Genomic DNA, 13,509 nt, shown 5'->3' with positions numbered 1-13,509 from the left:
CGTCGGTCGGGACTACGAGGCCGTGTCGACGCTCACGAACGTGGGCGACAGCGCTCCGGCGTACTCCAGCACACCGAGGTACCGCGCGTTGGCGTCCAGACCCGTCCAGGCGGCGGCGAACGACGTCGACTGGTTGTTGGAGACCGGCACCGGGTCGGGCACGGCCCGGAAGGCACCGGCCTGGTTGGCCGGGTTGACGTCGTAGAAGTCGAGCCGCCAGGTGAGCGTCGGCTCACCGGGAGCCGGGGTGAACGGGTCGACCTCGACGAGGTAGAAGCCCGGCTCGGGGTCGAGCAGGGTGACCTGCTCGTCGGCTGCACCGGTGGCCGACTGGCCGGCGACGTCGTTGAGCTGCTCGCACGCAGCGTCCGCGGCGCTGTAGACGAACATGTCCATGTCGGCCGCGTTGTTGGCCGCGTCGAGCGCGAACCGGGCCGCCTTGGAGCCGCTGGCGACCTGCACGCAGAAGAACTGCGAGTCGGTGGCCGCGACGGTGATGTTCGTGCTGGTGCCGTTGAACGTCTGTGCCTTGGCGAGGCCGGTGACCCCGACGTCGAGGTTGCCGGTGAAGCCGGCCGTGATCGGCACGGTCGTCTGGCCGGTGACGCCGACCCCGCTGACCTCGGCCGGCGCCCGCACCGACACCGGACGCAGCGCGACCGGCATCCGCAGCCGGGTCGGGCCGCTCAGGGTGACGAACCCGGTGGCCCAGCGGCCGAGCGGCGCGTCGGTGCGGGTGAACCGGATCGTGAGCCTCTTGAGGTCCCCCTGGCCGCGGGCCCGGATGCGGTTCTTGGCCTTGGCCTTGAAGCCGGGCACCTTCACCTTCACCTTCCAGGTGCCGGCCCGGTCGGCGAGGAGCTCACGGGTGAACCTCGTGGACGAGGTGACCTGCCCCTGCGCCATGGACGGACCGTTGAAGTCCTTGGCGGCGATCGGCGCGGCGCCGTTCGGCAGCCCCTGACCGGCGAGGAAGCCGCGCCAGTCGCGGGTGCCCGAGGTGACGAAGAGGCCCGGGTCGAACGCCGACCCCACCTGGACGTGTCCGGCGCCCTGCTGGAACGGGTCCCGGACCTTGCCGCCGTTGGCGCCGCGCACGCTCCTGGCGGTGGTCATCATCGCCGACTTGACCTGCATCGGGGTCCAGCCGGTCCGCTCGCCCATCATGAACGCGGCGATGCCGGCGATGTGCGGCGACGCCATCGAGGTGCCGGAGTAGAGGTCGTAGTCACGGTCCTCGTTGGCCGGCGGTGCGACCGCGGCGAGGATGCTGACCCCGGGCCCGGTGATGTCCGGCTTGAGCAGGTCGCTGTCGCTGGCGAGGCCGGGACCTCGGGAGGAGAACGCCGCCATCTCCGGGACCGGGGTCGGCTTCTTGCCGGTGGTGTCTCCCCGCTGGAACGCTGCCGTGGCCCGGCCGCCCTGGCGGTTCAGGTATCGCAGGACCTTGGGGGTGTCCTGGTCGGAGATGTGGATGGTCGGCACCGAGTGGAAGTCGGCGTCGAGGCTGCCGGGCGTCACGTTGGCGAGGATCATCCCGACGCCGCCGGCCCGCTTGACCGCCTTGCTCTTCTCGACGCGGTCGTTGACGCCGCGTTCGCAGACGACGATCTTGCCCTCGACCTTGTCGGGGTCGAGCGTGCCGCCGATGAAGCACAGCGCGGCGGCGTCGGCGTCGGCGCCGGGCGCCGCGGCCCGGGTCGAGCTGATCAGCCGGGTGCGCGGCGGCAGGGTCTGCTGGCTGATCGAGGCACCGCGGATCCGTTTTCCGTTGCCCAGCACGACGGTGTTCTCGAACCGGAAGTGCGTGGAGGCGGCCACCGTGGTGAGCCACGGACTGTTGTGCGCGACCGTGGACACCTCGGGGCCGGAGTTGCCGGCCGAGGTGGTCACGAAGATCCCGGCCTCCGCCGCACCCTCGAACGCGATCTCCACGGGGTCGACGACGGTGTCGGTGACGCCGGAGATCGACATGTTGATCACGTCGACACCGTCGGCGACCGCGTCGTCGATCGCCTCTAGGATCGAGGAGGTGAAGCAGTCGCCGCTCTCTTCGTCGTTGTCGCTGAAGCACACCTTGTACGCAGCGACGCGGGCCGCCGGCGCCATCCCGGAGGCGGTCCCGAAGCGGACGTCCTCGGTCCGCACGTTGCGGACGGTGTTGCCCGCCGACGTGCTGGCGGTGTGGCTGCCGTGGCCGTCGCCGTCGCGAGTGGAGAGCGACTCGTCCTCGGAGCGGTCCCGCGGGGCGATCGTGTCGAGGAAGGCGTCCGGGTAGTACCGCGCGCCGATGATCTTGGTGTTGCAGTCCGACGCCTTCCAGCGCTTCGCCTCGACGGAGCGGCCGCCGATGCGTTTGCTGAGCTGGCACCGGCCGAGGAACACGCCGCCGTCGGCCTTGTCCATGCGGACGTTGTCGCCGACGCGCCTGATGTTCCACCGCGTCTTGGGCCGCTTGGTCAGGGACTGGCCGCTGAACGACCTCGACTCCGGCCAGATGCCCGAGTCGAGGATGCCGACCACGACGCCGTCACCCGCGTTCTCGCGACCGCCGGCACGGCGCTGCCAGACACCCTTGCCGCCGGACAGTCCCAGGAAGTCGGGGGTGTTCCAGGTGTCGGCCTTGCGCGCGACGTCCTTGCTGACCAGCAGCACGTCCCGCGAGGAGGACAGGTCGAGGGCCTGCTGGCCGGTCAGGTCGGCGACAAAGCCGTTGCTGCCGACCGTGAAGTGCCGCAGCGGCGTCGCACCGACCGAACGAGCCAGGGTGGCGTGCTCGACGACGAGGTGGCGGCTGTAGGCCTGGACCTGGCGGGAGCGGCCGGCGAAGCTCTCGCCGGGCAGCACCCGGGTGGCGGCGTAGCGCGGGTCGGAGCCGTCGTACTGCGTCGCGCTCGGCGACTTCAGCAGGACGATGTAGCGACCGGCCTGCAGCCCGGCGGTAGGGGCGGGCACCCGGTCGAGGCCGGCGCCGCCGTCGGCCGCGTCGGCCGTCGGAAGCGCGGCGAGCATGCCGGAGGCGAGGGCTCCGGCGGCGAGGACGGCGAGCGCGCGTCGTGGCGCGCGTCGTGCGGGGAGGGGTGTCGACACCTTGGAGCTCCTGTTGCCGGTCGGGCTCGGGACCGACAACCCCCGTTGAACCGCGTTGGCAGCCGGTTCGCTCACCTAAGGTCACAACCGAGCGCGGGTCAAGCACCAGCGGCAAAATCCGCACGAGTTGTGATCTCGCCGCCCGGGCGTAGCTCAGGCGGACCGGCTGAACTGGGTGCGGTAGAGGTCGGCGTAGAGACCACCCTCCGCCAGCAGCGCCGCGTGGCTGCCCGACTGGACGACCCGCCCGTCGTCGATGACGAGGATCAGGTCGGCCGCCCGGATCGTCGAGAGCCGGTGGGCGATGACCAGGGAGGTGCGACCCTCCAGCGCCTGGTCGAGGGCGCGTTGCACGGCGACCTCGGACTCGGAGTCGAGGTGTGCGGTCGCCTCGTCGAGGACCACGATCGACGGAGCCTTCAGCAGCAGCCGCGCGATGGCCAGGCGCTGCCGCTCGCCGCCGGAGAGCCGGTAGCCGCGGTCGCCGACGACGGTGTCGAGCTCGTCGGGCAGCTGCCGCACCAGCCGGGCGATCTGGGCGGCCTCGAGGGCGGACCAGATCTGGTCGTCGGTGGCGCCGGGGCGCGCGTAGAGGAGGTTGGCCCGGATCGTGTCGTGGAACATGTGGGCGTCCTGGGTGACGTAGCCCACGGTGTCCTCGAGCGAGTCGAGGGTGAGGTCGCGTACGTCGTGCCCGCCGACCCGGACCGCTCCCCCGGTGACGTCGTACAACCGGGCGACCAGGTGGGTGATCGTCGTCTTGCCGGCCCCGGAGGGTCCCACGAGCGCGACCATCTGGCCGGGCTGGGCCGTGAACGTGATGTCGCGAAGCACCTCGCCGGTGTCGCGCGACTCGACACGGGCCACCGACTCGAGGCTGGCCAGCGACACCTCGTCGGCACGCGGGTAGCGGAAAGCCACGTGGTCGAACTCGACCCGGCCGGCGCCGCGCGGCAGCTCCACGGCGTCGGACCGCTCCTGGATCATCGATGGCAGGTCGAGCACCTCGAAGACCCGCTCGAAGCTCACCAGCGCGGTCATCACGTCGATGCGCACGTTGGACAGCCCCTGCAGCGGACCGAGCAGACGCATCAGCAGGGTCGCCAGCGCGAGCAGCGTGCCGACCGTCAGGGTGCCGTCGATCGCGAGGTGCCCGCCGAGGCCGTAGACGAGGGCGGTCGCGAGCGCCGGGATCAGCATCAGGCTGGCTCCGAAGATCCGGGTCACCAGGGAGATCCGGATGCCGAGGTCGCGCACGACGCCGGCCTTGCGTGCGAAGAGGACGTCCTCCTCGCCGCGCCGCCCGAAGAGCTTGAGGAGCAGCGCCCCGCCGACGTTGAACCGCTCGGTCATCGTGTTGCCGAGGTCGGCGTTGCCCTCCATCTGCTCGCGGGTGAGCCCCGCCAGGCGGCGGCCGACCCAGCGGGAGGCGAGCAGAAGGAACGGGAACAGGGCCAGGCACGACAGCGTGACCTGCCAGCTCAGCGCCAGCATCGCGATGCCGACCACGACCACGCTGATCGTGTTGGAGACGGTGCTCGACAGCGTCGAGGTGAAGGCCCGCTGCGCGCCGATCACATCGTTGTTGAGCCGCGAGACGAGGGCGCCGGTCTGGGCCCGGGTGAAGAACGCCAGGGACATGCGCTGCACGTGGGCGAACACGGTCGTGCGCAGGTCGAAGATCAGGCTCTCGCCGATGCGCGAGGAGAGGTAGCCCTGGCCGACCGCGAGCACCGCGTTGACGACGGCCACCCCGGCGATCGCGAGCGCGATCATCGTGACCAGGCCGCTGTCGCCCTTGAGGATGCCGTCGTCGACGAGACGCTTCACCAGCAGCGGCACCACCACGACCATCGCGGCGTCGATGACGGTGAGGACCAGGAAGACGCCGATCAGCGCCTTGTGGGGCAGCGCGAACGCGAAGACCCGGCGGACGGTGTCGCGGGCCAGCTTCTGGTCGGCGACGCTCCGGTCGGTGCGCATGTGGCGCCAGACCGGACCCATGCCCGTGTGCATCGACATGGGGCCTCCTCCTTGTTCGTAGCCCGATCGTCTCGGGTCGTGCCTACTCCCCGAGCAGTGCGGCGAGCTCGCGGAACCGGCGTACCTGTGCCTCGCGCTCGCGACGGCGTTGCTCCTCGAGGTCCAACGTTGCGGCGCTCTGCAGCAGCGCCTTGGTCTCGGTCACCGCGCCGTACAGCGGTGCGGTGAGGGCCGCGACCAGGTCGGCCACCGCCTCGGAGAGCTCCGCGCGGGGTACGACGGCCGTGGCCAGCCCGATCGCGTGCGCCTCCTCGGCGCCGACCCACCGGGTGGTGGCGCAGATCTCGAGTGCCCTGGAGTAACCAACCAGCTCGACCAGGGGTTTTGTTCCCGTCAGGTCCGGCACCAGGCCGAGGATCGGCTCACGCATGGAGAACCGGGCGTCGTCGGCGAGCACCCGCAGGTCGCACGCGAGCGCGAGCTGGAACCCGGCTCCGACCGCCGGCCCCTGGACCGCGGCGATGCTGACGATGTCGCGACGCCGCAGCCAGGTGAACCCCTCCTGCCAGCCGGCGATCGACTCGGCCATCTCGCCGTCGGGCATGTCGAGGAGGTGCATGAGCGACGCCTCGCCCTCGACGCCTTCGGGGCTGAGCATCCGCCGGTCGAGCCCGGACGAGAACGTGTCGCCCTCGCCCTGCACCACGACGACCCGCACCGCCGGGTCGAGCGAGGCGCCGATGGCCCGCAGCGCCATCCACGTGGACGGCGTCTGGGAGTTCTTGGTGGCGGGCCTGTTGAGCGTGATGGTGGCGACCAGTCCGCTCTCCTCCAGGCGCACACCACCCCGCTCGAGCACGTCGGGATCCACCTGGGTGGTAGTCATGGCGCAACAGTAGGCGGTACCTCCCCCCGTTCTGACGATCCGGAGCGTGACAGGGGTGTGCACCTGGGCGCAGAGGTCACCCGAGCCCCCAGCCACAGCCTCAGGCCAGCGCGATGAGGTCCGCGTAGTCCGACGACCACAGGTCCTCGACGCCGTCGGGGAGGATGAGGACTCGGTCGGGTTCGAGGGCGTGGACGGCGCCTTCATCGTGCGTGACCAGGATGATGGCGCCCTCGTAGCTGCGGATCGCGCCCAGCACCTCCTCGCGGGAGGCCGGGTCGAGGTTGTTGGTGGGCTCGTCGAGGAGCAGCACGTTGGCGCTGGAGACGACCAGCGTCGCGAGCGCGAGACGGGTCTTCTCCCCGCCCGACAGCACACCCGCGGGCTTGGTGGCGTCGTCCCCGGAGAACAGGAACGAGCCGAGCACGCTGCGCGCCTCGGTGTCGGTGAGGTCGGGGGCCGCCGTGCGCATGTTCTCCAGCACAGTGCGCCGGGTGTCCAGGGTCTCGTGCTCCTGGGCGTAGTAGCCGAGCTTGAGCCCGTGACCCGGCTGCACGGCACCGGTGTCGGGCCGGTCGATGCCGGCGAGGATCCGCAGCAGCGTCGTCTTGCCGGCACCGTTGAGCCCGAGGATCACGACCCGGCTGCCGCGGTCGATGGCCAGGTCGACGTCGGTGAACACCTCGAGCGACCCGTAGGACTTCGACAGCTCGGCCGCCGTCAGCGGGGTCTTGCCGCACGGCGCCGGCTTCGGGAACGCGATCCGGGCGACCCGGTCGGTGCGCCGCTCGGCCTCGATGCCGGCCATCAGCTTCTCGGCACGCTTGAGCATCGACTGGGCCGCCTGGGCCTTCGTCGCCTTGGCACGCATCTTGTTGGCCTGGTCGGTGAGCGTCTTGGCCTTGTTCTCGGCGTTCATCCGCTCGCGCTTGCGGCGCTTCTCGTCGGTCTCGCGCTGCGCGAGGTACGCCTTCCAGCCCATGTTGTAGACGTCGACCTCGGCGCGGTTGGCGTCGAGGTGGAGCACCTTCGTCACGCACGCCTCGAGGAGACCGACGTCGTGGCTGATCACGATCAGGCCGCCCTTGTGGGTGCGCAGGAAGTCCCGCAGCCACAGCACGGAGTCGGCGTCGAGGTGGTTGGTCGGCTCGTCGAGGAGCAGGGTCTCGGCACCGGAGAACAGGATCCGGGCCAGCTCGACGCGGCGTCGCTGTCCACCGGAGAGGGTGCGCAGCGGCTGGGTGAGGATGCGCTCCTCGATGCCGAGGCTGGACGCGATCTGCTTGGCCTCCGCCTCGGCCGCGTAACCACCTCCGGCGTGCAGCTCGTTGTCGGCGCGGGTGTACTTCTTCATGCCGCGCTCGCGTACGGCGTCGTCCTCGGAGGCCATGTCGTGCTCGGCGTCCCGGAGCCGGCGGACGACGTCGTCGAGCCCGCGTGCGGACAGGATCCGGTCGAGCGCCGCGACTTCCGGGTCACCGGTGCGCGGGTCCTGGGGCAGGTACCCGACGGCGCCGGTGCGGGTCACGCTGCCGGAGGCGGGCAGCCCCTCCCCGGCGAGGATCCGGGTCAGCGTGGTCTTTCCGGCCCCGTTGCGACCTACCAGGCCGACCTTGTCGCCGGCCGCGACGCGGAACGAGACGTCCTGCATCAGCAGGCGCGCACCGGCACGCACCTCGATCTGGTGTGCGGTGATCATGAAGGGGGTACCTCGACGTGGACGGTGGGGATGGGCAAGCCCGGGACGGGACGGGCTGCGGTCAATGCGTCGCACGTGGCATGCCCCTAGTCTACGAGACGACGAGGAGGCGACGCCCATGCGCTACAACCCGAAGGCGAAGCTGGACCGCAGCCAGGTGCAGGTTCGCCGCGGCGGCGGGCGCAGCGGGGGCGGCTTCGGGCTGCCCGTGGGCGGCGGTGGCGGCAACGGGCTGAAGGTGGGCGGCGGCATCGGCGGCCTGGTGATCCTGCTCCTGGTGTTCCTGCTGCAGAGCCAGCTCGGCGGCAGCCCGTCGGCCGGACCGGTGGGGACGGGCGAGGAGACGGGCTCGCTGGACAACTGCCGCACCGGGGCGGACGCGAACCAGGACCGCAACTGCGCGCTGGTGGCCGACGTGAACTCGATCCAGGCGTTCTGGGCGGAGGCGCTGCCCGACCAGACCGGTACGCCGTACCGGCGGGCGACGACCACGATCTTCACCGGGCAGACCAACACCGGGTGTGGTGGCGCGACGTCCGACGTCGGGCCGTTCTACTGCTCGGTCGACGAAGGTGTCTTCCTGGACACCAGCTTCTTCGAGGACATGCTGCAGGGCCAGCTCGGCGCGCAGGGCGGGCCGTTCTCCGAGGCCTACGTGCTCGCGCACGAGTACGGCCACCACCTGCAGAACATCCTGGGCACCATGGGCCAGGTGCGCACCCAGCAGGGGGCCAACAGCGACGCGGTGCGGCTCGAGCTGCAGGCCGACTGCTACGCCGGGGTCTGGACGAAGTTCGCCACCGAGGCACCGGACGAGTCCGGCGAGCCGTACATCCTCGACCTGACCGAGCAGGACATCGCCGCCGCGCTCGACGCCGCGCGCGCCGTCGGCGACGACCGGATCCAGAAGCGCTCGTCCGGCCGCGTCGACCCGGACCGGTGGACGCACGGGTCCGCCGAGCAGCGGATGGGCTGGTTCACCCGCGGCATGGAGACCGGCTCGATCGAGGCGTGCGACACGTTCCGCGCCGCGCGCCTCTGACGGCACCGCATGCCGCCACACGAGTCGCCCGCCGGCCTGCTCGTGCTGCACGGCGTCCGGCTGCTGGGGATGGCCGACTCCGCTGCGGTGGCGCGCCGCTACTCGCTGGACCGCGACGCCGTGCACGAGATGCTGCTGGACCGCGAGGCGTTCGGGCACGTGCAGCACAGCGCGTTCGCCGACGTCTCGGGTTGGTCCCTCACCGAGCGTGGTCGCGCCGAGGGCGAGCGGCTCCTCGCGCTCGAGCTGGAGGATTCCGGTGCACGGGAGGTGGTGGAGCAGACGCATGCCGGGTTTGCTCCGCTCAACGGGCGGTTCCTGGAGGCGATCACCGACTGGCAGATCCGCCCCACCTCGTTCGACAGGATGGCCACCAACGACCACAGCGACTGGGCATGGGACGAGCGCGTCCTGAAGACCCTGGCCGGCCTGGCCCGGCGGCTGGAGCCGCTCGGAGCCGAGCTCTCTGGTGCGCTCGCCCGGTTCGCCGGCTACTCGGAGCGCTTCTCCGCGGCGTTGGCCCGGGTCGACCGGGGCGAGCGGCGCTGGGTCGACGCACCCCGCATCGACTCGTGCCACACGGTCTGGTTCGAGCTGCACGAGGACCTGATCAGCACGCTCGGCCTCCAGCGCGGCTGACCCGACCGCGGACCGGACCACCACGTTCGGTCTCGTAACGACCGTCCTAGACTGCCGCCGTGCCCCGTTCCCCGCGCCCTCGCACGCCCTCTCGTGATCTCGCGCTGGTGGCCATGTTCACCGGCGTGGTCGCGGCGCTCGGGCTGGTCCCGGCCTTCACCCCGCCCGGGTTCGCGGTGCCGGTCACCGCGCAGTCCCTGGGCGTGATGCTGGCCGGCGCGATCCTCGGCGCCCGCCGCGGCGCGCTGTCGCTGGTGCTGCTGCTGACGCTGGTCGCGGTCGGCCTCCCCCTGCTGGCCGGTGGCCGCGGCGGCCTCGGGGTCTTCGCCGGTCCCTCGGTGGGCTTCCTGGTCGGCTGGCCGGTCGCGGCGTTCGTCGTCGGCTGGCTGAGCGAGCGGGCCGGCCCGACGTACCGGCTGCCCTGGGGGATCTTCGCCAACTTCGTCGGCGGCGTGGTGGTGCTCTACGCGCTGGGCATCGCCGGCATGTCGCTCGTGCTCGACGTCTCGGTGCCCGCGGCCGCGGTGGCGACGTGGATCTTCCTGCCCGGCGACCTCGTGAAGGTGGTCGTGGCGGCGCTGGTCGCGCGCGGTGTGCACGCGGCGTACCCCGGTCTTCTCGTCCGGCGTCGCGAGCCCGCCCCCGCCCCGGAGCAGCAGGCTGTCTGACCTGGCCGGCCCGGCCCACGACCTGACCGGAGCGGCCGACCCGGTCGCCACCTTCCGGCTGGCCGCAGCGCGCGGCGAGCCGGTCGCCCTGCGCACCTCGGGATCGACGCGCTCGCCGCGCCGGGTGCTTCGCACGACCGAGTCCTGGGAGACGTCGTTCGAGCCGGTCTCGTCGCTGACGGGCATCGGGCCGGGCAGCCGCGTGTGGGTGCCGGGTCCGTTGACCGCTTCGATGAACGTGTTCGCCGTCGTGCACGCTTCGTACGCCGGCGCCGCGCTCGTGGACTCCCCCGCCGGCGCCACCCACGCGGTGCTCTCGCCGAGCGGTCTGGCCACCCTGCTCGACGACGGAGCCGCCGACCGCCTCGTGGTCGTGGTGGCGGGGGACGGCCTGGCGCCGGACGTTGCGGCTCGGGCGGCGCACGGGGGGCTCGAGGTGCACCACTACTACGGCGCGGCCGAGCTGTCGTTCGTGGCCTGGGGGTCGCACCGCGACGACCTGCGTCCGTTCCCGGACGTCGAGCTGTCGGTACGCGGCGGCGAGGTGTGGGTGCGCTCGCCCTACCTCTGCCTGCGGTACGACGGCGCCGCCGGTCCCCTCCGACGTGACGTGGACGGCTGGGCGACGGTCGGGGACCGCGGCACGCTCGCGCCCGACGGCCGGCTGCTGCTGCACGGCCGACCCGAGGCCGTGACCACCGGCGGCGCCACGATCTGGCCCTCCGAGGTGGAGGCCGTGCTGCGGCCCGTCGCGCGCGGCGAGCTCGCGGTCCTCGGCGTACCCCACCCGGACCTGGGGGCCGTCCTCGTCGCGGTGCTGACCGACGCGTCGGACCGTGGCGCCCTCGTCGTCGCCGCCCGGGACCTGCTCACCGAGGCGGCGCGGCCGCGCCGGTGGTACCACCGCGACGCCCTGCCCCTCACCTCCGGCGGCAAGGTCGACCGGCGGGCGCTGGCGGAGCTGGTCGTGACCGGGTCGGCCGGGATCCACCCGCTCACCGGCTCTACCGTGGACCCGTGACCAGCGCCCGCCCCTCGCCGACGGACGCACCCGTCATCGTCGGTGCCCTGCGCACCGCGATCGGCACCGCGGGGATGGCGTTCCGAGACGTGGTCGCCGCCGACCTCGCGGCGCCGGTGCTGGCCGAGCTGGCGGCTCCGTTCGACGGCCTGCTCCCCCACGACGTGGTGCTCGGCAACTGCATGGGCCCGGGAGGCGACGTCGCCCGGGTCTCCTCCCTGGCCGCCGGCCTCCCGGTGGAGGTGCCCGCGCTCACCGTGGACCGGCAGTGCGGCAGCGGGCTGGCTGCCCTCGACGTGGGCTCCGCGCTGGTGCGGGCCCGACCGGGACTCGTGCTCGCCGGCGGCGTCGAGTCCGCCTCGACCGCGCCGTGGCGGTTCTGGCCCCCGGCGGACGGCGAGGACCCCGTCCGCTACGAGCGGGCACCGTTCGCCCCCCAGTCGGTCGGCGACCCGGACATGGGCCTCGCCGCCGACCTGCTGGCCGAGGAGTGCGGCATTCCGCGCGAGCGACAGGACGCCTACGCCGCGCGCTCGCACGCCCGTGCCTCGGCCACCACTTCCGCGGGCGGGTTCACCGCCGAGATCGTCCCGGTCGACGGTGTGAAGGCCGACGAGCGGGTCCGCGACGGCCTCACCGTCGAACGCCTCGCGCGACTACGGCCGACGTTCCGCCCGGACGGCACGGTGACCGCCGGCAACGCCTGCGGGATCAACGACGGGGCCGCGGCCGTGGCGCTCGTGGACGCCACGACGGCGGCCTCCCTCGACCTGCCCGGGCTGCGGGTGCTGGCGACCGCCACCGCGGGAGTGGATCCCCGACGCCCCGGTCTCGGACCGGTCCCCGCCGTGCTGGCCGCGCTGTCGCGGGCAGGAGTCACGCTGGCCGACCTCGACGTGGTGGAGGTCAACGAGGCCTTCGCCGGTCAGGTGCTGGCCTGCTGCGACGCGCTCGGACTCGACGACGCGCGCGTGTGCGAGGAGGGCGGCGCGCTCGCCCTCGGCCACCCCTGGGGAGCCTCCGGGGCGGTGCTCGCGGTCCGGCTGTTCAGCCGGATGGTGCGCGCCGACGCCGGTGAGCTCGGCCTCGCGGCGATCGCCGTCGGCGGCGGCCAGGGCGTGGCCATGGTGGTGCAGCGATGCCGGTGATCGAGGTCCGCGACGTCAGCCACAGCTACGCGACCGGTGCCGCCGAGCGCCGCGTGCTGGCAGACGTGGCGGTCACCTTGCCCGAGCGGCGCGTCGGCGTGATCGGCGCGAACGGCTCGGGGAAGTCCACGTTCGCGCGGCTGCTCAACGGGCTGGTGGTGCCCACGTCGGGCCGCGTCGTCGTCGACGGCTTCGACACCCGCTCGCACGGCAAGGAGGTACGCCGCCGGGTCGGCTTCTGCTTCACCGACCCGGACGCCCAGATCGTGATGCCGACGGTCGCCGAGGACATCGCCTTCGGCCTCCGCCGCCGCGGCCTGTCGCGCGCCGACGTGGCGGCACGGGTGGCCGCGGCGCTCTCGGCGTACGGCCTGGACGGCCATGCCGACCATCCCGCGCACCTGCTCTCCGGCGGCCAGAAGCAGCTGCTCGCGCTGGCGTCGGTCCTCGTCACCGAGCCGTCGGTGCTGGTGATGGACGAGCCGACCACGCTGTTGGACCTGCGCAACGCGTCGATGATCGCGTCGGTCGTCGCCGAGCTGCCGCAGCAGGTCGTGCTGGTCACCCATCACCTCGACCTGGTCGCGGAGTTCGACCGCGTGCTGGTGTTCGACGAGGGCCGGGTGGTCTGCGACGACGTGCCGGCGCTGGCGGTGGCGCACTACCGCTCGCTGATGGGTGCGACGTCGTGACCACGATCGGGCTGTACCTCCCCGGCTCGTCCGCGCTGCACCGCGCCCGCGCGGGGCACAAGCTGATGGTGCTCGTCCTCGCGGGGGCTGCCTCGGTGTTCCTCGACGAGGTGTGGCAGGTGCTGGTCGCGCTCGGGGTGGTGTCGGTGGGGTACGGCGTCGCCGGGATCCCGCTGCGCACCGCCCTCGCGCAGCTGCGCCCGCTCGTCTGGGTGGTCGGCGCCGCCGCGGTCTTCCACGTGCTGGTGAACGGGTGGCAGCGCGCGCTCGTGGTCCTCGGGGTCATCGTCGTGCTGGTGCTGCTCGCGGCCCTCGTCACGCTGACCACGCGGACGACGGACCTGGTCGACGCCCTGGTGTTCGCGTGTCGGCCGCTGCGCCGCCTGGGCGTCGACCCCGAGCGCGTCGGGCTGATGCTCGCGCTGGGCGTGCGGTGCGTGCCGGTGGTGGTCGGGCTCGCCGAGGAGGTCCGCGACGCGCAGCGGGCGCGTGGTCTCGGGGCGAGCCCCCGCGCCTTCGTCGTACCTCTGATCGTGCGGTCGCTCCGGCACGCCGACGCCTTGGGCGAGGCCCTCGTCGCCCGCGGCGTGGAGGACTGAGGAGTCAGGTAGTCAGGCCCCTCACCGGCGTGTCGCTGCATC

11 protein-coding genes are annotated in these 13,509 nt (G+C 72.6%); 7 read left to right on the top strand and 4 right to left on the bottom strand.

The genetic code is table 11. From position 1 onward, the window contains the following. Positions 1-12: 12 nt before the first annotated feature. The 4 genes from VFH10_RS12970 to VFH10_RS12955 form a co-directional block, all read right to left on the bottom strand. The gene (locus VFH10_RS12970) at positions 13-3,090 is read right to left on the bottom strand and encodes a S8 family serine peptidase (RefSeq protein WP_325129172.1); all 3,078 of its coding nucleotides are present in this window, start codon (positions 3,088-3,090) and stop codon (positions 13-15) included. Positions 3,091-3,243: 153 nt separating this feature from the next. Beyond that, entirely contained in the window at positions 3,244-5,112 is a 1,869-nt protein-coding gene (locus VFH10_RS12965; RefSeq protein ID WP_325129171.1) for an ABC transporter ATP-binding protein, read from the bottom strand. A gap of 43 nt (positions 5,113-5,155) precedes the next feature. After that, positions 5,156-5,959 carry an enoyl-CoA hydratase/isomerase family protein gene (locus tag VFH10_RS12960; RefSeq protein ID WP_325129170.1) on the bottom strand — a complete coding sequence of 268 codons (804 nt, stop codon included), beginning with the start codon at positions 5,957-5,959 and terminating at the stop codon, positions 5,156-5,158. A 100-nt stretch (positions 5,960-6,059) separates the two neighbouring features. Next, complete coding sequence (locus VFH10_RS12955; RefSeq protein ID WP_325129167.1) at positions 6,060-7,658, bottom strand: ABC-F family ATP-binding cassette domain-containing protein; 1,599 nt, start codon at positions 7,656-7,658, stop codon at positions 6,060-6,062. A gap of 118 nt (positions 7,659-7,776) precedes the next feature. On the opposite strand from VFH10_RS12955, the gene ypfJ reads away from it, so the two are divergent. The 7 genes from ypfJ to VFH10_RS12920 are packed head-to-tail and all read left to right on the top strand — an operon-like array spanning position 7,777 to position 13,467. Then, positions 7,777-8,700, top strand: coding sequence for a KPN_02809 family neutral zinc metallopeptidase (gene ypfJ / locus VFH10_RS12950; protein ID WP_325129166.1), 924 nt, complete (start codon positions 7,777-7,779; stop codon positions 8,698-8,700). A gap of 9 nt (positions 8,701-8,709) precedes the next feature. After that, positions 8,710-9,339, top strand: a complete 630-nt coding sequence (locus VFH10_RS12945) for a transcriptional regulator (protein WP_325129164.1) — start codon at positions 8,710-8,712, stop codon at positions 9,337-9,339. A 59-nt stretch (positions 9,340-9,398) separates the two neighbouring features. After that, the gene (locus VFH10_RS12940) at positions 9,399-10,007 is read left to right on the top strand and encodes a biotin transporter BioY (RefSeq protein ID WP_325129163.1); all 609 of its coding nucleotides are present in this window, start codon (positions 9,399-9,401) and stop codon (positions 10,005-10,007) included. Next, a complete protein-coding gene (locus VFH10_RS12935; RefSeq protein ID WP_325129161.1) occupies positions 9,931-11,028 on the top strand; it encodes an o-succinylbenzoate--CoA ligase in 1,098 nt (365 codons plus the stop codon). Before VFH10_RS12940 ends, VFH10_RS12935 begins: the two co-directional genes overlap by 77 nt. Beyond that, positions 11,025-12,176 carry a thiolase family protein gene (locus VFH10_RS12930; protein ID WP_325129159.1) on the top strand — a complete coding sequence of 384 codons (1,152 nt, stop codon included), beginning with the start codon at positions 11,025-11,027 and terminating at the stop codon, positions 12,174-12,176. Before VFH10_RS12935 ends, VFH10_RS12930 begins: the two co-directional genes overlap by 4 nt. Beyond that, the gene (locus VFH10_RS12925) at positions 12,167-12,868 is read left to right on the top strand and encodes an ABC transporter ATP-binding protein (protein WP_325129158.1); all 702 of its coding nucleotides are present in this window, start codon (positions 12,167-12,169) and stop codon (positions 12,866-12,868) included. Before VFH10_RS12930 ends, VFH10_RS12925 begins: the two co-directional genes overlap by 10 nt. Then, positions 12,865-13,467, top strand: a complete 603-nt coding sequence (locus tag VFH10_RS12920; RefSeq protein WP_325129157.1) for an energy-coupling factor transporter transmembrane protein EcfT — start codon at positions 12,865-12,867, stop codon at positions 13,465-13,467. Before VFH10_RS12925 ends, VFH10_RS12920 begins: the two co-directional genes overlap by 4 nt. Positions 13,468-13,509: the final 42 nt, after the last annotated feature.

Source organism: Nocardioides sp. (assembly GCF_035697785.1).
Taxonomy (GTDB): domain Bacteria; phylum Actinomycetota; class Actinomycetes; order Propionibacteriales; family Nocardioidaceae; genus Nocardioides_B.
This window is presented reverse-complemented; position numbering and strand designations above follow the sequence as displayed.

Coding starts and splice junctions, on each gene's coding strand:
- ypfJ (WP_325129166.1), top strand. CDS start 7,777: ATGCGCTACAACCCGAAGGCGAAGCTGGACCGCAGCCAGGTGCAGGTT.
- VFH10_RS12925 (WP_325129158.1), top strand. CDS start 12,167: ATGCCGGTGATCGAGGTCCGCGACGTCAGCCACAGCTACGCGACCGGT.
- VFH10_RS12955 (WP_325129167.1), bottom strand. CDS start 7,658: ATGATCACCGCACACCAGATCGAGGTGCGTGCCGGTGCGCGCCTGCTG.
- VFH10_RS12965 (WP_325129171.1), bottom strand. CDS start 5,112: ATGTCGATGCACACGGGCATGGGTCCGGTCTGGCGCCACATGCGCACC.
- VFH10_RS12960 (WP_325129170.1), bottom strand. CDS start 5,959: ATGACTACCACCCAGGTGGATCCCGACGTGCTCGAGCGGGGTGGTGTG.
- VFH10_RS12945 (WP_325129164.1), top strand. CDS start 8,710: ATGCCGCCACACGAGTCGCCCGCCGGCCTGCTCGTGCTGCACGGCGTC.